Source organism: Bradyrhizobium sp. 139 (assembly GCF_023074175.1).
Taxonomy (GTDB): Bacteria; Pseudomonadota; Alphaproteobacteria; order Rhizobiales; family Xanthobacteraceae; genus Bradyrhizobium.
The window spans coordinates 1-20,410 of sequence record NZ_JADPKS010000092.1 but is presented as its reverse complement, the minus strand read 5'-3'; the positions used below and the strand labels follow the sequence as shown (position 1 = coordinate 20,410).

Annotated in this window: 17 protein-coding genes and 2 pseudogenes; 6 read left to right on the top strand and 13 right to left on the bottom strand. The window is 64.0% G+C overall.

Annotated features, from left to right (window positions below; all coding sequences use genetic code 11):
* Positions 1-83 precede the first annotated feature (83 nt).
* On the top strand, positions 84-1,271 hold the full coding sequence (locus IVA80_RS21890; RefSeq protein ID WP_247435046.1) for an aminotransferase class V-fold PLP-dependent enzyme: 1,188 nt from the start codon (positions 84-86) through the stop codon (positions 1,269-1,271).
* 174 nt (positions 1,272-1,445) lie between these two features.
* On the opposite strand, the gene IVA80_RS21885 is transcribed toward IVA80_RS21890, so the two are convergent.
* Both IVA80_RS21885 and IVA80_RS21880 read right to left on the bottom strand, forming a co-directional pair.
* The gene (locus IVA80_RS21885) at positions 1,446-2,552 is read right to left on the bottom strand and encodes a hypothetical protein (RefSeq protein WP_247435042.1); all 1,107 of its coding nucleotides are present in this window, start codon (positions 2,550-2,552) and stop codon (positions 1,446-1,448) included.
* Positions 2,552-3,988 (bottom strand): MBOAT family protein, encoded by a 1,437-nt coding sequence (locus IVA80_RS21880; protein ID WP_247435038.1) that lies wholly within the window; start codon positions 3,986-3,988, stop codon positions 2,552-2,554. The genes IVA80_RS21885 and IVA80_RS21880 overlap by 1 nt, the downstream gene beginning before the upstream one ends.
* 337 nt (positions 3,989-4,325) lie before the next feature.
* Between IVA80_RS21880 and IVA80_RS21875 the strand changes: the two genes are divergently transcribed.
* Positions 4,326-6,425, top strand: a complete 2,100-nt coding sequence (locus IVA80_RS21875; protein WP_247435035.1) for a S9 family peptidase — start codon at positions 4,326-4,328, stop codon at positions 6,423-6,425.
* Positions 6,426-6,617: 192 nt separating this feature from the next.
* Here IVA80_RS21875 and IVA80_RS21870 read toward each other — a convergent pair whose 3' ends face one another.
* The 5 genes from IVA80_RS21870 to IVA80_RS21850 form a co-directional block, all read right to left on the bottom strand.
* A complete protein-coding gene (locus tag IVA80_RS21870; protein WP_247435032.1) occupies positions 6,618-7,337 on the bottom strand; it encodes a ribonuclease activity regulator RraA in 720 nt (239 codons plus the stop codon).
* 130 nt (positions 7,338-7,467) lie between these two features.
* A complete protein-coding gene (araD, locus tag IVA80_RS21865; protein ID WP_247435029.1) occupies positions 7,468-9,207 on the bottom strand; it encodes an L-arabinonate dehydratase in 1,740 nt (579 codons plus the stop codon).
* Positions 9,204-10,061, bottom strand: a complete 858-nt coding sequence (locus tag IVA80_RS21860; protein ID WP_247435026.1) for an ABC transporter permease — start codon at positions 10,059-10,061, stop codon at positions 9,204-9,206. Before IVA80_RS21860 ends, araD begins: the two co-directional genes overlap by 4 nt.
* 14 nt (positions 10,062-10,075) lie before the next feature.
* A complete protein-coding gene (locus IVA80_RS21855) occupies positions 10,076-10,837 on the bottom strand; it encodes an ABC transporter ATP-binding protein (RefSeq protein ID WP_247435021.1) in 762 nt (253 codons plus the stop codon).
* Entirely contained in the window at positions 10,837-11,856 is a 1,020-nt protein-coding gene (locus IVA80_RS21850) for an ABC transporter substrate-binding protein (protein WP_247435018.1), read from the bottom strand. The genes IVA80_RS21855 and IVA80_RS21850 overlap by 1 nt, the downstream gene beginning before the upstream one ends.
* Positions 11,857-11,950: 94 nt before the next feature.
* Here IVA80_RS21850 and IVA80_RS21845 point away from each other — a divergent pair, with 94 nt between their 5' ends.
* The 3 genes and pseudogenes from IVA80_RS21845 (at position 11,951) to IVA80_RS21835 (ending at position 16,627) form a co-directional block, all read left to right on the top strand.
* Entirely contained in the window at positions 11,951-12,679 is a 729-nt protein-coding gene (locus tag IVA80_RS21845; protein WP_247435015.1) for a GntR family transcriptional regulator, read from the top strand.
* A 194-nt stretch (positions 12,680-12,873) separates the two neighbouring features.
* Positions 12,874-13,005 (top strand): annotated as a pseudogene (locus IVA80_RS21840) (response regulator); the annotation flags it as partial.
* A gap of 115 nt (positions 13,006-13,120) precedes the next feature.
* Positions 13,121-16,627: a PAS domain S-box protein gene (locus IVA80_RS21835; protein WP_247435012.1), complete on the top strand. Its 3,507-nt coding sequence runs from the start codon at positions 13,121-13,123 to the stop codon at positions 16,625-16,627.
* A gap of 117 nt (positions 16,628-16,744) precedes the next feature.
* On the opposite strand, the gene IVA80_RS21830 is transcribed toward IVA80_RS21835, so the two are convergent.
* On the bottom strand, positions 16,745-17,380 hold the full coding sequence (locus IVA80_RS21830; protein WP_247435009.1) for a response regulator: 636 nt from the start codon (positions 17,378-17,380) through the stop codon (positions 16,745-16,747).
* A 149-nt stretch (positions 17,381-17,529) separates the two neighbouring features.
* On the opposite strand from IVA80_RS21830, the gene IVA80_RS21825 reads away from it, so the two are divergent.
* The gene (locus IVA80_RS21825; RefSeq protein ID WP_247435006.1) at positions 17,530-17,820 is read left to right on the top strand and encodes a hypothetical protein; all 291 of its coding nucleotides are present in this window, start codon (positions 17,530-17,532) and stop codon (positions 17,818-17,820) included.
* Between the two features lie 54 nt (positions 17,821-17,874).
* On the opposite strand, the gene IVA80_RS21820 is transcribed toward IVA80_RS21825, so the two are convergent.
* The 5 genes and pseudogenes from IVA80_RS21820 to IVA80_RS21800 form a co-directional block, all read right to left on the bottom strand.
* Positions 17,875-18,378 carry a response regulator gene (locus IVA80_RS21820; protein WP_247435002.1) on the bottom strand — a complete coding sequence of 168 codons (504 nt, stop codon included), beginning with the start codon at positions 18,376-18,378 and terminating at the stop codon, positions 17,875-17,877.
* A gap of 152 nt (positions 18,379-18,530) precedes the next feature.
* On the bottom strand, positions 18,531-18,848 hold the full coding sequence (locus IVA80_RS21815; RefSeq protein WP_247434999.1) for a PilZ domain-containing protein: 318 nt from the start codon (positions 18,846-18,848) through the stop codon (positions 18,531-18,533).
* 2 nt (positions 18,849-18,850) lie between these two features.
* A complete protein-coding gene (locus IVA80_RS21810; RefSeq protein ID WP_247434996.1) occupies positions 18,851-19,729 on the bottom strand; it encodes a protein-glutamate O-methyltransferase CheR in 879 nt (292 codons plus the stop codon).
* Between the two features lie 129 nt (positions 19,730-19,858).
* On the bottom strand, positions 19,859-20,245 hold the full coding sequence (locus tag IVA80_RS21805) for a response regulator (RefSeq protein WP_247434992.1): 387 nt from the start codon (positions 20,243-20,245) through the stop codon (positions 19,859-19,861).
* A 32-nt stretch (positions 20,246-20,277) separates the two neighbouring features.
* Positions 20,278-20,410 (bottom strand): annotated as a pseudogene (locus IVA80_RS21800) (chemotaxis protein CheW); the annotation flags it as partial.

Sequence of the window (20,410 nt, the reverse complement as noted above, 5' to 3'; positions counted from 1 at the left end):
TGCTTTTCTTGGGCGCCTCCAACGCGTAGAAACGCAAGTCATCAACCTTCCAGACCGTCTTCACGACACAAGGACCAACAGCAATGACCGTTCGCGCGGGCCGGGAATTTCTGGCCATCCCCGGGCCCACCACGATGCCCGACGAAGTGCTGCGGGCGATGCATCGTCCGGCGATCGACATCTACTCCAAACAGATGACCGATCTGACCGAGAGCCTGCTCGGCGACATTTCGAAACTGTTTGCGACCAAGGGCAAATCCTACATCTACATCGCCAACGGTCATGGCGCCTGGGAAGCCGCGCTGAGCAACGTGCTGTCGCGCGGCGACAAGGTGCTGGTGCTGGAGAGCGGGCGCTTCGCGATCGGCTGGGGCAACGCGGCAGCCCTGATGGGTGCCGAGGTCGAGGTGCTCAAGGGCGACTGGCGCCGCGCGGTGCGGCCGCACGAGGTCGAGGAGCGCCTGCGCCGCGACAAGGAGCACACCATCAAGGCCGTCGTCGTCGTCCAGGTCGATACGGCCTCGGGCGTGCAGAACGACATCGAGGCAATCGGCAAGGCGATCAAGGCGAGCGGCCATCCGGCGCTGTACATGGTCGACACCGTCGCCTCGCTCGGCTGCATGCCGTTCGAGATGGACAAATGGGGCATCGACGTCGCCATGTCCGGCTCGCAGAAAGGCCTGATGACGCCGCCCGGCCTCGGCTTCGTCGCCGCCAACGCGCGCGCGCTCGAGGTGCACAAGACGGCCAACATGTCGACGCCCTATTGGAGCTGGAGCGAGCGCGAGGGCACCGAGCACTACCGCAAATATGCCGGCACCGCGCCGGTGCATCTGCTGTTCGCGCTGCGCCAGGCAATCGACCTGTTGCACGAGGAAGGGCTGGAGAACGCGTTCCGCCGCCACAGCCTGCTCGGCGAAGCCGCGCGCCGCGCTGTCGGCGCATGGTCGGAAGGCCAGGTGCTCGGCTTCAACGTCGCCGAAGCCAGCGAGCGCTCCAACACCGTGACCACGGTGACCATGAGCAACGGCCACGATCCCGCGCTGCTGCAACGCTATTGCAAGGAGAAGTGCGGCGTCGTGCTCGGCACCGGCATCGGCGACCTCTCCGGCCAGGCCTTCCGCATCGCCCATATGGGCCACGTCAACGCCCCGATGCTGCTCGGCACGTTAGGGGTGATCGAGATCGGGTTGAATGCGCTGAAGATCCCGCATGGCAAGGGCGGCCTTGAGGCTGCCGTAGCATATCTCGGTGAAGAGGTGGCGGTGTAGCGCGGGCACTTCTTTCTTCCTTCTCCCCTTGTGGGAGAAGGTGGCGCGAAGCGCCGGATGAGGGGTTGTTTCCACAATCGCAACTGCCAGACGGACTCGCGGAGAGAGACCCCTCACCCGTCTCGCCGCTACGCGACGAGCCACCTCTCCCACCCACAAGGGGAGAGGGGAAGTTCAGCGCTCGACGCGATACGCTTCGACTTGAGCCTTGAGTGCATCAAGCGACGCGAGCGGCGCCTTCGGATCGATCCGATACTTCCCACGCGCCAGCCATGACAGCACCTTCGCATCCACCAGCGGCGAATGGTGGATGACGTCGCCGTAATTGTCGAGGTCGTGGGTGACCGCCTTGACCGCCCGGAAATCGTGGAGATGCGCGTTCGGAAGCTGCGTCAGGCGCTCGGCGATGCGGGCGGTGAGATCGGTGACGATCTTCAACGTTGCCGGCGAGGCATCGCGCATCGCGACGAATTGCAGGATCGAATAGGGCGGAAAGTAGATGTCGAAGGTCACGTCCGGATGGCGCGTGATCAGGCCGGCGGCATCGCGCTCGAAATGCCGCACCATGGCGTCGTAGCCATAGCCTTCGCCGAGGAAGCGGCTGCGTGCGGGACTGGTGATATAGGCGAAGGCGGCAAGCGTCTTCTCCGCGTTGTAGCCACGCGCGACATCGAAATCCCGCGGCAGCGCGTAGATGTCGTCGACATCGGACAGCGCAAACTTGACGGGGAGAAAAGGCGCGGCCCGGGTCAACGGCCCTCGAAACGGTCGCCCCGACCGCAGCAGCGCGAACAGGGATTCCTTGGCCATCGCGGCGCTGAACAGATAGGACGCGATCCCCTTCGTTGTCCTGCGATAGAGATCGACGGAGAGATAGGGATCCGCTTCGATATCGGCCGCATCGACAAAGATAAAATCGTCCATCGCCCAGATCACGCGCCGGGCGCCGCGGGCAATCGCCTGCTCCAGCACAAAACTTTGCTGGCGCGAATTGGACCCGGTCATCGCCAGCTTGAGCGAATGCACGCCGAGCGCGCGATCGATGTCGCTCTGGCGGAAATGAATCGCGAGCGAGGTGCCCATGAAGGCGGTGTCGAACGACTGGCTGCGGATCAGCCCGGCATTCTGCACGCGCGTATCGTCGGAATAGAAGGCTGCCACGAGACGCGAGGGGCGAAACAGTTGCAGGGGATCGACGACGAAAGTCAGTGCCGCCGCGCCCAGCATGCACGCGATGCTGGCGAGGAGAAGACGCATCGAATGTTTGAACGTGCTCCGCATCAGAACCGGAGATAGATGAATTCGCTGTGGCTCTGGATGCCGAGAATTCCGAGAGCGAGCACCAGCGACGCGCCGTAGAGGAACAGCGGCCGCATCCGCCCTGCCCGCAGGCCATCACCGACCCTGCGATGGCCGTGATCGTAGCCCATGATCGCTTGCGTGTTCGGCGCCAGCCACACCAGCGCGGCGTAGATGGATACAAGCACCAGCGCCGCGATCTCCTCGCGGCCGAAGACGATGTTCGTTGGGCTAGCCATGGCGCCGAGGATCCGCAGCGCCCAATCGACCCGCTCGGCACGAAAGAAAACCCAGGCCACGACGACGGCCAGGAAAGTCAGCACGGCCCCAGCGGCGCGGGCCATCCGCACAAGAGGCGTCGCAATGTTCGGCACCAGCGCATTGAAGGCGTGATTGATACAGAGATAGGCGCCGTGCAGCGCGCCCCACACCACGAACGTCCAGGCCGCGCCGTGCCAGAGACCGCCGAGCAGCATCGTGATCATCAGATTGACGTAGCGCAGCACCCGGCCGCGGCGATTGCCGCCGAGCGAGATGTAGAGATAGTCGCGCAAGAACTGCGACAAGGTCATGTGCCAGCGGCGCCAGAACTCGACAATGCTGGTGGCCTTGTAAGGGGAGTTGAAATTCACGGGCAGGAAGATGCCGAACATCAGCGACATGCCGATCGCCATGTCGGAATAGCCGGAGAAGTCGAAATAGAGCTGGAACGTGTAGGCGAGCGCGCCGAGCCAGGCCTGGTCGAAGCTCGGCGAGCGCGCCTCGAAGGCGAGCGCGACCAGGGGCTGGATGCCGTCGGCGAGGCAGGTCTTCTTGAACAGGCCGACCGCGAAGATGATGAGTCCGCACAGCATCAGATGCGGGTCCGGATGCTTGGTCTCCTCCCGCGCGAATTGCGGGATCATGTCCTTGTGGTGGAGGATCGGCCCTGCGATCAGATGCGGGAAGTAGGTCACGAACAATGCATAGTGCGGCAGCGCATAGGCCGCGACCTGGCCGCGCCAGGCATCGACCAGGAACGCGATCTGAGTGAAGGTGTAGAAGGAGATGCCGACTGGCAGCAGGATGTGAGCAGCAAAATGCGTGCCGAACAGCGCATTGATATTGTCGGCGGCGAAGCCGGCATATTTGAAGATGCCGAGCACGAGGAGATCGCCGGCAATACCGAGAGCAAGTACGGCCCGGCGCCGCGACGGGGTGAGCTTCGCTACGATGAGGAGGTGGCCGACGCCATAGTTAAAGGCGATCGACGCCAGCAACAGGGCCACGAACTGCCAGTTGCCGATGGCGTAAAAGGCGAGCGAGGCTGCCGCCAGCCAGATCACCGGGGTGAGATTGCTGCGTTGCCCGAGCCAAAAGTACCCGACCAGCACGGCCGGCAGGAACAGCAAGATGAACGGGTAGGAATTGAACAGCATCAGGCTGGACCGGCGGCGGGGACATGGAGCCTAAAGCATACAAGGGGACGATCAACAACCCGGCGACTTGGCGCAGTCCCGCTGGCAATTCGAGGAATCGGGACGATATAAGAGGCAACACGGCGCGCCTCCTTCTCCCTCTCCCCGTTCTTACGGGGCCGCGACGAGCTTCGCTCGCGCTGAGAGGGTTGGGGTGAGGGGCTGCTTCAGCAAGGGGTAGTGAGAGTTGGGCTCGCGGAGAGTCCCCCTCACCCGGATTGCATCTTCGATGCAATCCGACCTCTCCCCGCAAGCGGGGAGAGGTGAAAGAACGCCGACGCATCTGGATGAGGATCGAGTGACACAAGCCAAAACACCTTCCCAGCCCCCAATCGCCCCGCGCCGGCCGCATTCCTTCACACGGCATGGCATCACCGTGACCGACGACTATGCCTGGCTAAAGGACGAGAAATGGCAGGAGGTGCTGCGCGACCCCGCGGTGCTCGATCCCGACATCCGCAAATATCTGGATGAAGAGAACGGCTACACCGACAGCCTGCTCGGCCATACCTCGCCTCTGCAGAAGACGCTGGTGCGCGAGATGCGCTCCCGGATCAAGGAGGACGATTCCAGCGTGCCTTCGCCGGACGGGCCGTTCGCCTATTTCCGCAGGTTTCGCGAGGGCGGGCAGCACGAGCTGTTCGGCCGCATGCCGCGCGATGGCGGCGATGGCCACATCGTGCTCGACGGCGATGCGCTCGCCAAGGACCACACATACTTCAAATTCGGCGGCAGCCGCCACTCAAACGATCACAAGCTCCAGGCCTGGAGCGCGGATACCAAGGGCTCCGAATATTTCTCGATCCGCGTCCGCGACTGGGCTACGGCTAAGGATCTTGACGACCTCGTCGAGGAGACCGACGGCGGCGTGGTCTGGAGCAAGGATGCGAAGTCCTTCTTCTATGTGAAGCTCGACGACAATCACCGGCCGATGCAGGTGTGGCGGCATAAGCTCGGCACCAAACAGATCGACGACACGCTGGTCTATGAGGAGCTGGATTCCGGCTGGTTTACCCATCTGCACGAGAGCACCAGCGGGCGCTTCTGCGTGATCGCGGGCGGCGACCACGAGACCTCGGAGCAACGGCTGATCGATCTCGAAAACCCCGAGGCGCCGCCGCGGCTGGTCGCAGCGCGCGAAGAAGGCGTGCAATATTCGCTGGCCGACCGCGGCGACGAGCTCTTCATCCTCACCAATGCCGACGACGCCATCGACTTCAAGATCGTCACCGCGCCGCTTGGCTCACCCGAGCGCGGAAATTGGCGCGATTTGATCCCGTATCGTCCGGGCATCTACATCATCGATTTCGATCTCTATGCCGGCCATCTGGTGCGGCTGGAGCGCGCCAATGCGCTGCCTTCCATCGTGATCCGCGATCTGACGACAAAAGAAGAGCACGCCATCGCCTTCGATGAGGCCGCCTATTCGCTCGACACGATGGGCTCCTACGAATTCGAGACGACGAATTTGCGCTTCGCCTATTCGTCGATGACAACGCCGTCTGAAGTCTATGACTACGACATGGCGAAGCGCACGCGCACCCTGCGCAAGCGCCAGGAGATCCCGTCCGGCCACAATGCGGCCGACTATGTCACGACGCGCATCATGGCCAAGGCGCATGACGGCGCCGAGGTACCGGTCTCGATCCTCCATCGCCGCGGGCTCGCGCTCGACGGTTCGGCGCCGCTGCTGCTCTATGGCTACGGCTCCTACGGCATGGCGATGCCGGCCTCGTTCAACGCCAACCGCCTGTCGCTGGTCGATCGCGGCTTCGTCTACGCCATTGCCCATATCCGCGGCGGCGCCGACAAGGGCTGGGGTTGGTATCTCGACGGCAAGCGCGAGAAGAAGACGAACTCGTTCGACGATTTTGCCGCCAGCGCGCGGGCGCTGATCGATGCGAAGTACACGGGTGCAAAGCGCATCGTTGGCCATGGCGGCTCGGCCGGCGGCATGCTGATGGGCGCGGTGGCCAACCGCGTCGGCGAATTGTTCGCCGGCATCGTCGCCGAGGTGCCGTTCGTCGACGTGCTCAACACCATGCTCGACGACACCCTGCCGCTGACGCCGCCGGAATGGCCGGAATGGGGCAATCCCATCGAGAGCGAGAAGGATTTTCGCACCATCCTGTCCTACTCGCCATACGACAACGTCGCGGCGAAGCACTATCCGGCGATTTTGGCGATGGGCGGGCTTACTGATCCTCGAGTCACCTACTGGGAGCCCGCCAAATGGATCGCGCGCTTGCGCGCCACCATGAGCGGCGGCGGCCCGGTGCTTCTCCGCACCAACATGGGCGCCGGCCATGGCGGCGCCTCGGGGCGCTTCAACCGGCTCGATGAAGTCGCGATCGTCTATGCGTTCGCGCTGTGGGCGGCGGGGATGGCGGAGGCGTAACTTCGTAGCCCGGATGGAGCGCAGCGCAATCCGGGGTCCATGCAGCGCGCAAGACTGTCCCGGATTGCGCTTCGCTCCATCCGGGCTACGGGATCGACGAGGCGGCTCAGGCAATCCCATCGTCGCCAAACAAGACTCTTCGGCGAGGCCAGGCTACGTCGAAATCTGGTTGGGCAAGTAAGATCCAACCAGCTACCTTTTGCTTTTCTTCCGCCATTCAGCGAAGTCGGTCAGCGTCTGCGGGTCCGTCGCCGGGTAGAGACCAAAAATGCCGCGGCCCTTGCCGACTTCCTCGGTGACGAAATCCTCGAACGCGGTCATCTCGAAAGTCTCGTTCGCGATCTCGTCCGCAAGATGCGCGGGGATCACGATGACGCCGTCGGCATCGCCGAGGATCACGTCGCCCGGGAATACCGGCGCATCGCCGCAGCCGATCGGCACGTTGATCTCGATCGCCTGGTGCAGCGTGAGGTTGGTCGGCGCTGAGGGGCGGTGGTGGTAGGCGGGGATGCCGAGCCTGGCGATCTCGGCCGAATCGCGAAACCCGCCATCGGTAACGACACCTGCGACGCCGCGCTTCATCAATCGCGTGATCAGGATCGCGCCGGCGGAGGCCGCGCGCGCGTCCTTGCGGCTGTCCATCACCAGCACGCTGCCTGCCGGACAATCCTCGACCGCCTTGCGCTGCGGATGCGAGCGATCCCTAAACACATCGATGGTGTTGAGATCCTCGCGCGCCGGCATATAGCGCAGCGTGAAGGCCTCGCCCACCATGGTCGGATGGTCGGAGCCGAGCGGATGCACGTCCTGGATCATCTGGATGCGCAGGCCGCGCTTGAACAAAGCAGTGGCGACGGTGGCGGTGGAGACGGATTTGAGCTTGTTGCGGGTGGCGTCGGTAAGTTTTGTCATCTCATGCTCTCTCTTTCGTCATTCCGGGGCGCGCCACTCGGCGCGAACCCGGAATCCATCGAGCGGCACAGACTGCGGTGCGATGGATTCCGGGCTCATCGCTTCGCGATGCCCCGGAATGACAGGATGGTCAGTAAATCGAAGGCTCGCCGATCGGCGCGCCGAAATCGGTCTCCAGGAAGTCGAAATCGCAGCCGTCGTTGGCCTGCTTGATGTGCTTGGTGAACATCCAGCCGTAGCCGCGCTCGAAGCGGCGCTCCGGCTGCTTCCAGGCGGCGCGGCGCTTGTCGAGCTCGGCTTCGGGCACGTCGAGATTGATGGTTCGGGCGGCGACATCAAGGGTGATGCGATCGCCGTTCCGCACCAGCGCCAGCGGACCGCCGACATAGGATTCGGGCGCGACGTGCAAAATGCAGGCGCCGTAGCTGGTGCCGCTCATGCGCGCATCCGAGATGCGCACCATGTCGCGCACGCCCTGCTTCACGAGTTTCGTCGGGATCGGCAGCATGCCCCATTCCGGCATGCCCGGCCCGCCCTGCGGTCCCGCATTGCGCAGGATCAGGATGTGATCCTCGGTGACGTCCAAATTGGGATCGTCGACCGCCTTCTTCATCGAGGGATAGTCGTCGAACACCAGCGCAGGTCCGGTGTGCTTGAGGAAGCGCGGCGCGCAGGCGCTCGGCTTGATGACGCAGCCGTCGGGCGCAAGGTTGCCCTTGAGCACGGCGAGCGCGCCCTCCTTGTAGATGGGATTGTCGACCGAGCGGATCACGTCGTCATTGTGCACTTCGGCATGCGCAATGTTCTCGCCAACGGTCTGTCCTGTGACGGTGATGCAGTCGAGATGCAGATGCGGCTTGATCTGGCCCATCAGCGCCGGCAGGCCGCCGGCATAGAAGAAGTCCTCCATCAGATAGGCATCGCCGCTCGGACGCACATTGGCGATGACCGGCACCTTGCGGCTCGCGATCTCGAAATCGTCGAGGCCGATGTCCAGACCGGCGCGGCGGGCTTGCGCAATCAGATGGATGATCGCGTTGGTCGAGCAGCCCATCGCCATCGCAACCGCAATCGCATTCTCGAACGCCTTGCGGGTCTGGATGGTTTTCGGCGTCAGATCTTCCCACACCATCTCGACGATGCGGCGGCCGCATTCCGAGGCCATGCGGATGTGGTTGGCATCAGCGGCCGGAATCGAGGAGGCGCCGGGCAGTGTCATGCCGATCGCCTCGGCGATTGCGGTCATGGTCGAGGCCGTGCCCATGGTCATGCAGGTGCCATAGCTGCGGGCGATGCCGGCTTCGATGTCGAGCCAGTCCTTGTCGGAGATCTTGCCGGCGCGGCGCTCGTCCCAATATTTCCATCCGTCCGAGCCCGAACCGAGCGTCTTGCCCTTCCAGTTGCCGCGCAGCATCGGACCCGCGGGCAGATAGATCGCCGGGATGTTCATCGAAGTCGCGCCCAGCAGCAGCGCGGGTGTGGTCTTGTCGCAGCCGCCCATCAGCACCACGCCGTCGACGGGATGGCTGCGCAGCAGCTCCTCCGCGTCCATCGCCAGCAGATTGCGGTAGAGCATGGTGGTGGGCTTGAGCAGCGATTCCGACAGCGACAGCGCCGGCAGCTCCAGCGGCAGGCCGCCGGCCATCAGGATGCCGCGCTTGACGTCGTCGACGCGCGACTTGAAATGCATGTGACAGGGCTGCGCGTCCGACCAGGTGTTGAGGATCGCGATGATCGGGCGGTCCTTCCACTCCTCCGGCGCGTAGCCCATCTGCATGGTGCGGGAGCGGTGGCCGAACGAGCGGAGATCGTCGGGCGCGAACCAGCGCGCGCTGCGGAGCTGGTCGGGCGTCATTTTTTTCTTGGTCATGATTGGGTGCCCCATTTCTGGACGGTGTTCCGCTCGATGGCGCGGAAAATCAGGTTCTCGACAAAGAGCCCGATGATTATCACGGTCAAGAGGCCTGCGAACACCGCCGGAATGTCGAGCAGGTTGCGGTTTTCGAAGATGAACCAGCCTAGCCCGCCCTGCCCCGAGGACACGCCGAACACCAGCTCGGCCGCGATCAGCGTGCGCCAGGCGAAGGCCCAGCCGATCTTGAGGCCGGTGAGGATCGAGCCGAACGCGGCGGGAATCAGGATTTTTGCCACATAGGGCAGTCCGCGCAGGCCGTAATTACGCCCGACCATGCGCAGTGTGTTGGACACGCTCTTGAAGCCGGAATGGGTGTTGAGCGCAACCGGCCACAGCACCGAATGGATCAGCACGAACACGAGGCTGCCATTGCCGAGTCCGAACCAGATCAGGGCGAGCGGCAACAGCGCGATCGCCGGCAATGGATTGAACATCGCGGTCACCGTCTCCAGAAAGTCGGTGCCGATGCGGGTCGAGATGGCGAGCACCGTGAAGATGGCGGCAAGCGCGATGCCCGCCGAATAACCCATGAACAGCACCTTCAGCGAGGCCCAGGCCCGCATGGGGATCGTGCCGTCCTTGACGCGTTCGAACAGCGTCACGAACGTATCGTGCAATGTGGGAAACAGCAGGGGATTGTCGAGTGCGAGGCCGTAGGCTTCCCAGATCGCGGCCAAGAACAGGATGATGACGGTTTTGCGGACGAACCCGTCGTTCCATAGCAGCTCGCCAACGCCCAGCTTGCGCTCGACTTCGCTTGCAGCAGCGGCAGCCGGCGCGTCCCGCAGCAAAATTCTCGCTTCGCCCATAATCAAAGGCTCTCTCAATGCGCCACAGCTTCGGCGGCGAACAGGAGATCGTGGATCTCCTTCTCCAGCCGGCCGGCGCTGCCATCGTTATTGGAGACCTTGTCGACATCGACCACCTCGGCCTTGACGCGGCCGGGATGCGGCGACAGCAGCAGGATGCGGTTGCCGATGCGGATCGCTTCCGCGATCGAATGCGTCACGAACAGCACGGTGAACCTGGTTTCGCTCCAGAGCTGGAGCAGCTCGTCCTGGCAGGTGCGCCGCGTCAGCGCGTCGAGCGCGGCGAACGGCTCGTCCATCAGCAGGATATCCGGCTCCATCGCCATGCCGCGCGCGATCGCGACGCGCTGCTTCATGCCGCCGGACAGCGTGTGCGGATAGGCATCGGCGACGCGGGTGAGCCCGACCTTCTCGATATAGGCCCGCGCGCGCGCCTCGGCGTCCTTGCGCGACAGCTTTCGCGCCGTCAGCAGCGGGAACATTACGTTGGCCAGCACGCTCTTCCACGGCAGGAGCTGGTCGAACTCCTGGAAGATCATCATGCGGTCGGCGCCGGGACCGTGGATCTCGCGGTTGTTGATGCTCATGCGGCCTTCGCTCGGGCTCATGTAGCCGCCGACGGCCTTGAGCAGAGTCGACTTGCCGCAGCCGGACGGCCCGAGCAGCACAAAGCGGTCGGACCGGTCGACGGTGAAGGAGACCCTTTCGGTGGCGGTGACGACGGCGCTGGAGGTCTTGTAGCGCAGCGTCACGGAGCTGACGTCGAGCAGCGCCATCAATTGCCCTTCAGATCGTGTGCGACAGGGAGGTAATAGTCGGTCCAGGCCTTGGGCTGGGTCTTCAGCGTGCCGGTCTTGTACAGATGCGCGGCGAATTTCATCGTGCCCTGCGGCTCGAGATTCCACTCCATCATGCCGGGCTCCTTGAGCAGATCGAGCAGCTCCTCCACCGAGGTCTTGTCGCCGGTGATCTCCTTGTAGATCTCGACCGCTTGTCTGGTGTCGCTGCGGATCAGATCCTGCGCTTCCTTGGTGGCGTCGCGCACGGCCTGGATGATCTTCGGATTGGCGTCGGCGAATTTGGTCGTGGTGAAGAATTGAGCCTGACTGAGCGGGCCGCCCATCACGTCCGGCGAGCTCAGCACGATATGCGCGCCCGGCACATTCTTCAGCTCCAGGAAGGTGAACGGCGGAATCGAGAAGTGGGTGTGCACCTCGTGCTTGGAGTTGGACAGCGCCGCATAGGCGTCGGGGTGGCCGAGCTGCACGGTGTTGACATCGAGCTTCGACCATTGTTCGGCCCCGAAGGCGTCGGCGGCGGCGATCTGAAGCACGATCGCCTGCGTCGAGACTTTCACCGTCGGCACCGCGATCTTGTCGCTGGGGCCGAAATCCTTGATCGACTTGATGTTGGCGTCGCGGCTGATCAGCGTCATCGGCTGGGCCGAGGTCGCGACGATGCCCTTCACGCCGCCGCGGGTGCGGTCCCACAGCAAGAGGAGATTGCCGGTGCCGGTGTTGAGGATGTCGACGCCGCCGGCGAGCAGCGCATCGGTCTGCGCGCCGCCGCCGGAGAAGGTCACCCATTTGGTGGTGACGCCGGCTATGCCGAGCGAAGCTGCATGCTTCTCGATCAGCTTCTGCTTTTCCATGATGTGGCTCGGCATGTAGAAAATGCCGGGCTGGCGCGACAGCGAGATTTCGGACTTCTGCTGCGCCTGCGCCGTGGACGCCGTGAAGCCGGTTGCGGCGATCAGGGCCGCAGCCGCAAGCTTGCTACGAAGATGCTTGATCATTGTTGTGTGTTTCCTCCGGGTCGCCGCGAGCCGCGTTGACCCTGCTGACGCACTAATATATTAGTGCATCAAGGGCAAGCCCGCGGGACCCGACATGGAAGCAGCCCACACCGCGCCGCGCGCGGCCGCAAAAGCCGCTTCAAGACCCGCCGCCCGGCTCGATCGCGCCCGCCAGGCTGCGCCGCAGGTGTTCGAGCGGCTGCGCAATGCGATCATCGCTCTGGAGCTGCCGCCGGGCGCCCCCCTGTCACGCGCCGAGCTCGCCGGCCAGTTCGGCGTCAGCTCGACACCGGTGCGCGATGCGCTGATGCGGCTCGAGGAAGAGGGCCTGGTCGACGTCTTCCCGCAGCACGCCACTGTCGTCAGCCGGATCGACATCAGCCGCGCCGAGCAGGCGCATTTCCTGCGTCAGGCGCTGGAGCTGGAGATCGTCCGCCTGCTCGCCGCCGGCCGCGACGCGGCGCTGGTGATCCGCCTGGACCACGCCATCGCGCTGCAACAGCAATTTGCCAAGGCTGGCGACTTCGAGGCCTTCATGGCCGGCGACAACGACTTCCACGCGCAGCTTTACACAGCCGCCGGCAAGCAGGACCTGTGGGCGCTGGTGCGCAGCCGCAGCGGACATATCGACCGGCTGCGCCGGCTGCATTTGCCCTCGCCCGGCAAGGCCCAGAATATCCTGCGTCACCATAAGCTGATCACGCGCGCAATCGAGGCCGGAGACGCCGATGCCGCACAACAGCATCTGCGCAATCACCTGTCGGGCACGCTAAGCGAGCTGGACAAGATCCGCAGCCACCATCCCGAGTACCTCACCGACTAGGCGCCGCCCGCGCGTGCGCCAAGGACATGTGCACGTAAGCATGCATATGGACCGGAATTCACCCGTCGCGCGCAATCATCGCGTCGGTCGCGAAGTGCTTGCAGGCCGGGCAGAATCCGCGCAACATTTTCGTATTTGATGGCTTGATTTGCGCTCGCCGGGAAACGTCCCACCCGGCCCGGAGGATTCCAGACGTGGCCAACATCCTGATCGTGGATGACGATACGGCCGTGCAGATCACGATCCGGCTGCTCCTGGAGAGGGCCGGTCATCACGCGACGGTCGCCGGCGATGGCCGCACGGGGCTCGCGCTGTTCGAAGCGAGCCACGCGGGCAAGCCGGAGAGCCGCGACGTCAGCACCGGCAGCCGATGATGATGCCGTCCGTTCTGTTCCAGAGCAGAACCGGCGCGGCGGTTCGAGAAACGATGCGAAGATCCCGATGACGCTCGCAACGCGGCTGGCCATCGCAATGATCCTGCTGGTGGCGGTGACCGTCGCCGCAGTCAATTGGCTGGGCTATCGCAACATCACCCAAGCCGTCATTCCGCGGGTGCTGGAACGCATCGAGGCCCAGTCGCGCCTGCGGGCTACCAATCTTGAATCCTACGTTGCCGGAGCCCGCGGCGATTTGTCCGGCTATCGCTCCGCCGCGGCTATCAATGGCCTGATCCGTGCTCACATCAATGGAGGCATTGACGCCCTTGACGGCGTTTCGGAGCAAACCTGGCGCGAGCGCATTGCTGCGCGGCTCGCGGCTGAGATCGAGGCCAAACCCAGCTACGGACAGTTTCGCATCATCGGTCTCGACGACGACCAGCGCGAGCTGGTCCGCGTCGATCGCTCCGGCCCGAATGGAGCGGCACGGATCGTCCCCAACAGCGAACTGGAGCGCAAGACCGAGCGGCGCTATTTTCAGGAAACAATTCGATCGGCGCCCGGCGAAATTTACGTTTCGCCAGTCGATCTCTCCACCCGCCAGGGAGGCACCACGGTCGTGCACACGCCGACTTTGCGCGTCGCGACGCCGCTGTTCACGCCGGACGGCAAGCCGTTCGGTATCATCATCGCCAATATCGACATGCGTCCGGCACTCGACCGCGTCCGCTTGACCGCGGGGGCGGGGGGAGAGATTTACGTCGTAGATTCGCGCGGCGACTATCTCGTCCATCCCGATCGCGCGCGAGAATTCGGCTCGTCGCGAGGCCACCCGACCAACTGGCGCAATGACTTTCCATTCTTTGCGGCCCTGGTCGGCACGCTGGAAGGCTCCACCCAGCTTCTGAGCGACGGGTCGGGCCGGCCGAGCGGCGCGGCAATCGCGCCGGCGCTGCTCGCAGGCAAGGAATGGGTCGCAATCATCGAGACAGTTCCCCCGGCCGTGTTCGGCCGCGTGCCGGCGGCCATTCAAAAAACGTCCTTGCTCGTCGGCGTGCTTGCCGTCCTCGCCGCGGCTGCACTCGCGGTGCTCCTGGCGCGCTCATTGACACGCCCGATCGGGCGTCTGACCGCGGCGGTGGAGGCAATCGGCAGTGGGCAGCCAGCGGACATACCCGTCGATGCTGGCGGCGAAACGGGCGTGCTGGCGCGAGCCTTTGCCCGGATGGTCGAAGAGACGCGGGCCAAAACGGCCGCCCTCGAACGCGAAATCGAGGAGCATCGCCGCACCGAGATCGCGCGAAGCCATCATGCCGAGCGCGAGCGCTTGTTCAGTGCCGCGGTCGAATCGTCCGACGATGCGATCGTGATGCAATCGCTCGATGCCATCATCACGGGCTGGAATCCTGCCTCCGAACGCCTCTACGGCTATTCGGCCGACGAGGCGATCGGGAAACCCACCTCGATCATTGTCCCGCCCGACCGCCGCGAGCAGGGCAAGAATCTTTTGCGGCGAATCGCCGGGGGCGAGCCGATCGAGCGCTTCGAGACGGTCCGGCTGCGCAAGGACGGCACGCCGGTCGAGATCTCGCTCAGCCTCTCTCCGATCAAGGGGCCGTCGGGTGAGATCGTCGGCGCCTCCGGATCGGCCTGCAGCCTGACCGAGGCGCGACGGACCGAGCGGGCGCTCCAGCAGCAGCTGGAGGAGCGACGGCAGATCTTCGACACCTCGCAGGATCTGATCATGATCATGGATTCGCACGGGCATATCGCGCAGATCAGCCCGAGCAGCGAAGCCATTCTCGGCTATCGGCCGGAAGAAATGGTCGGCCGCAGCGGCGTCGACTTCATCCATCGCGATCATCTGGAACAGGCCCGCGAGGGGATGCGGGCGCTGCGGCGCGGCGATCGCCCCAAGCTCGACGACACCCGCTGCCTTCACAAAAACGGGCATGAAATCTGGCTATCCTGGCTCGGCAACTGGTCCGAACCCGCCAAGCGCTTCTTCTTCGTCGGGCGTGACATGACCGCGGCCCGGCTCGCGCAGGAATCCCTGCGCGAGAGCGAACGACTCGCCCAAGATATTGTCGAGACCGCGCTCGACGCCTTCGTCCAGACCGACGAGACCGGCAGCATCCTGAACTGGAACTCGCAGGCCGAGCAGCTGTTCGGTTGGCGCCGTGACGAGGTGCTCGGCAAGAGCACGATTGATCTGATCGTCGTTCCCAGCGAACGCGAGCGGGTCAGGGCGGGTCTGCAACGCTTCGTGGCGTCCGGACAGAGCAGTCGGCTCAACCGTCGCCGCGAACTCATGGTCCGCGGCCGCGACGGCAAGGAGTTCAAGGCCGAGCTGAGCGTCACGGCACTGAAGCGCCGCGAGGGCCTCCTGTTCAACGTGTTCTACCGCGACCTCACCGACAAGATCGCGGCCGAGGAGCGGATCCGCCAAGCCGAGAAGATGGAGGCGGTCGGCCAGCTCACCGGCGGCGTGGCACACGACTTCAACAACATTCTCACCGTCATCACCGGGACGATCGAGATTTTGGCCGACGCGGTGGCGAAGGAGCCGGAGCTTGCGGCAATCACGAGGATGATCGACGAGGCCGCCGGACGCGGCGCCGAGCTAACTCAACACCTGCTCGCCTTCGCGCGCCAGCAGCCGCTCCAGCCGCGCGAGGTCGACATCAACTCGCTGATCATCGACACCGCAAGGCTGTTACGGCCGACGCTGGGCGAGCAGATCCAGATCGAATCGGTGTTCGAGGACGAGAGCTGCGTTGCGATCGTCGATCCCAACCAGCTCACCACCGCGATCCTCAACCTCGCGCTCAATGCCCGCGACGCCATGCCCGGCGGCGGCAAGCTGATCGTGGAGACGGGCGCCGCTTATCTCGACGAGGTCTATGCCAGCGTCAACGACGTCCGGCCGGGACATTATGTGCTGATCGCCGTGAGCGACACCGGCACCGGAATTCCCGCGAACATGCTCGCCCGGGTGTTCGATCCGTTCTTCACCTCGAAGGGACCGGGCAAGGGCACCGGACTCGGGCTTTCGATGGTCTACGGCTTCATCAAGCAGTCCACAGGCCATATCAAGATCTACAGCGAGGAAGGCCACGGCACCACGATCAAAATGTATCTGCCGCCGGGCAAGACGCCTACGGCAGTGGGCGAAGGCGTGATGCCGTCGACGATCGAGGGCGGACACGAGACGATCCTCGTGGTCGAGGACGACCGGCTGGTGCGCGACTACGTGCTGGCGCAGCTGCATTCGCTCGGCTACGTCACCTTGCAGGCCGCGAACGCCGCGGAGGCGCTCGCGATCGTCGCCACCGGCAAGCCGTTCGACCTTCTGTTCACCGATGTCATCATGCCCGGCAAGATGAACGGACGGCAGCTCGCCGACGAGCTGTTGAAGACGCGCCCCGACCTCAGGATGGTCTATACGTCCGGGTATACCGAGAATGCGATCATCCATCACGGCCGGCTGGATTCAGGCGTCCTGCTGCTGGCCAAGCCGTATCGCAAATCCGATCTTGCGCGGATCATCCGCAAGGCGCTGAACGGGTGAGGTGAGAGCCTGTAGCCTGGATGGAGCGTAGCGCAATCCGGGACAGGCTTATCCGCGGGCGCAGCGGCCCCGGATTGCGCTACGCTCCATCCGGGCTACAAAAGCTCACTGATCGTTCTACGACGCGCGCTGGGCCGCGGTCATCACGATGCGGATCAGATCGGCGGCATTGCGCGCACCGAGCTTCTTCATGATGTTGGCGCGGTGGTCCTCGATGGTGCGTGGGCTGATGCCGAGCGTGCGACCGGCTTCCTTGTTGGACGCGCCGGAAGCGAATTGTTCGAGCACCTCGCGTTCGCGCCGCGTCAACGGTTCGCGTCCGGGGAAATGCAGCGAGCTGAATTTCGGCGATGCGCTCTCTGCCTGCCGCCGTGCATAGGCTCCGATCGCCTCGTCCAGCCGGCCGACGATCTCGCTGCCGCGGAACGGCTTCTCGATGAAATCGAGCGCGCCGCTCTTGATGGCGCCCACCGCCATGGCGATATCGCCCTGCCCGGAGATCATGAAGATTGGCGCCGGATAATCCTCGCCGTGCAGTTCGTTCAGAATGTCGAGGCCCGTCTTTCCGGGAATGTGCACGTCGAGCAGGATCGCAGCCGGTGTACGGTTTCGCGCAACGGAAAGCAGGGCTGCGCCGTCCGCAAAACAGATCACCTCATAGCCCGCCGCCTTCAACACCATCGACAAGGTGTCGCGAACGGCAGGGTCATCGTCCACCACGAAGATTTCACCACGAGAGATTTGCTCGGCCATGTGCCACATCCAGTTGGCATTACGGACTCGCGTCCGCGCCAATCGTTATGGCGTTCGGCGCGGATTTGGCCCACCCGTATTTGTACGGGACATAGACTTAACGCACAAGTAGCGGCTACGCGCCTAATTGCACGAGACGGAGAATATCCATGCTAAATCTGGCCGATACGCCGCCGCTGGTTGCGACATCCGATGCCGACAGCCGACGACTGGTCGCCGCCGACCTTCGCTTGCTGATCGCGCAGATTGAGACCAGCATGCAGCGGATCGCCGCGGCCATGGCTCAAGAACGCAGTAACGATCCGGAAGGTTCCGCTGACGTCTTCATACTCGACGACCTCACGCCCCGTTATGCCACGGCGAACGCCGCCCTCAATGCTTGCCGGGCGGGCCTCGGCCACGCCCTGCAATGCCTGTCGGAATCCGGCTGTCGGGCCTAGATCGCGATCAGCACGGCGGATCGTCCGCATCCGGTCGCATGGCAGCTCCGCGCCTCAGGCGCGGTGCCGCTCCACGATCGCGTCGGTGGCGACACCACCCCAGGTGTGGATCGCCGGCAGCCCCATCGCGGTCTTGCCGAGATTGGCGAGGCTGATGCGCAGCGCCGCGAGATCGAGCGGCTTCGGCAGGCCCTGGAGCTGGATCCCGACGGACCGGGCATAGCTGCGGGCGGCGCTGCGGCGCTTGCTGTCCATACCGCTGATGACGATCACCGCGCCCGCGAATTTCGCTGCCGCCATCTCGCGCAGCACGTCGATGCCGTCGCCATCCTCCAGCACGAGATCGAGCGTCACGCAGTCGAAGCGCGCGGCGCGGAGCTTTTCGATCGCCTCGGCGACGGACGGCGCCACCGTGACTTCATGGCCGGCCTGCTTGGCGGCGACCGTGATCAGGCTGCGCTGCGTGGCGTCGTCGTCGACCACCAGGAGCTGAAGCGCGCGCCGCTCGGCGACGTCGGGCAGGTTTGACGGGATGGGGGAGAGAGAGCTTCGGGGCATTGCCGTATCCTGAGATTGAGACCGGCAATGGATACGCGGTTCGCGCTTAGCCGACGTAAAGCTGCTACGGCAAATTCATTCGGATGTTTCAGCAAATGTAAAGCAACGTGTCGGAAATGCGGGACGAAGTGCGCGAGGTCCGCGCGAGCGGATCACGCCGCCTCGTCGCGGCCGCCGGCAGCGCCGCGCTTCTTCCGGTTCTTGCCGCGCAGGAACTGGACGTCCATTTCGGCACCGTTGACGCGCACCAGCTCGCAACGGCGATAGGCGAGCCCGGTCGACGACAGCAGCAGGAAGAATTCCTTCAGGTTCAATCCCTGGATCGAGCCTTCCACCGTGAGGATGGCATCGGCGTCGGAAATCGCGTTGAGCTTGCAGTCACGCCGCCACGTGCCGTCGATCGCCATGATGCAGACATCATAGCCGCGACTGAACGTGACGCGCTCTACGCCCTTGCCATCCTCGGCCATGCTTATCCTCCTGCCAACACCGCCAGGCGCGGCGGCGCGCCGGCGAGGGCCGGCCTGGCCGCGGCCGCACGCGGGTCGTTCGGCTTGTAGAGGCCGCGACGATCCGCGATCGGCCTGAACGTGTCGGTCAGCCCGACCACGGTTTCGGCTGCACCGAGCACCAGGAAGCCGTCGGGCTCGATCTGGCGGGCGAGGCGGTTGAAGATGTTGATCTTGGTATCCTGGTCGAAATAGATCAGCACGTTGCGGCAGAAGATGACGTCGAAGGTGCCGAGCTGGGCAAAATCATGCAGCAGGTTGAGCTGCCGGTGCTGAATCATCGCACGCAGCTCGGGATTGATCTGCCAGGTCTCGCCGGTCTGCTTGAAATATTTCATCAGCATCTGGATCGGCAGCCCGCGCTGCACTTCGAACTGGCTATAGATGCCGGCCTTGGCCTTCTCGAGCACCTCCTGCGACAGGTCGGTCGCGATGATCTCGATGCGCCAGCCGGTCAGAGCCGCGCCCATTTCCTTCAGGCACATCGCCAGCGAATAGGGCTCCTGCCCGGTCGAGCCGGCGGCGCACCAGATGCGCACACTCCGGCGGCCGGCGCGCGCCTTGATGACCTCAGGCATGATGGTATCGCGGAAATGGTCGAACGGGACCTTGTCGCGGAAGAAGAAGGTCTCGTTGGTGGTCATGGCCTCGACCACGCTGGTGACCAGCGCGCTCGGGCCGCCATGCAGCTTCTGCACGAGCTCGCCGATGCCGGAGAGCCCCGCCTTGCGGGCGAGCGGCAACAGCCGGCTTTCGATCAGATATTGCTTGTCTGCGGACAGGTCGAGCCCGGAATGATCCCTCAGGAACTTACGCAGATACTCATACTCGGTCGGGGTCACGGATAGCCTTTCGGAAGCTGGACTCGGAACACTCTGGCTAAGGGACTTGGGCTAAAGAACTTGGCCTAAAGGACTTGGCCTAAAGGACTTGGCCTAAAGGACTTGGCCTAAAGGACTTGGGCCAGACACTCAGACCATGGTTTGTCCGACCGGGATCAAGCCGACTTCGGCAAATTTGTCGGCGATGATGTCTTTGTCGAAGGGCTTCATGATGTATTCGTTGGCACCGCCGCTGAGCGCCTGGGCGATATGCGCCACGTTGTTCTCGGTGGTGCAGAACACGACTTTGGGCTGGTCGCCGCCGGGCAGGCGGCGCATGTGGCCCATGAACTCGAAGCCGTCCATGACCGGCATGTTCCAGTCGAGCAGAACGGCATCGGGTAGCTTCCGCTGGCAGACCTCGAGCGCTTTCGAGCCGTCTTCGGCCTCGGTGACTTCGAATTCCAAGCCTTCCAGGATCCGGCGCGCAATCTTTCGCACGACGCTGGAATCATCGACCACCAAACATGTCTTCATTTTGGTTCTCCGGCTTCGATGTTTTCGTTGGCTCACGCAGCCATTTGCACTTCGGTTTTGAGCTCGAGGACGCGATCGACGTCGAGGACGACCATGAGCTGTCCGTCGAGGCGATGGACGCCGCCGGCGAGCTTGGCCATGCGGGGATCGAGGTTGACGGGGTTG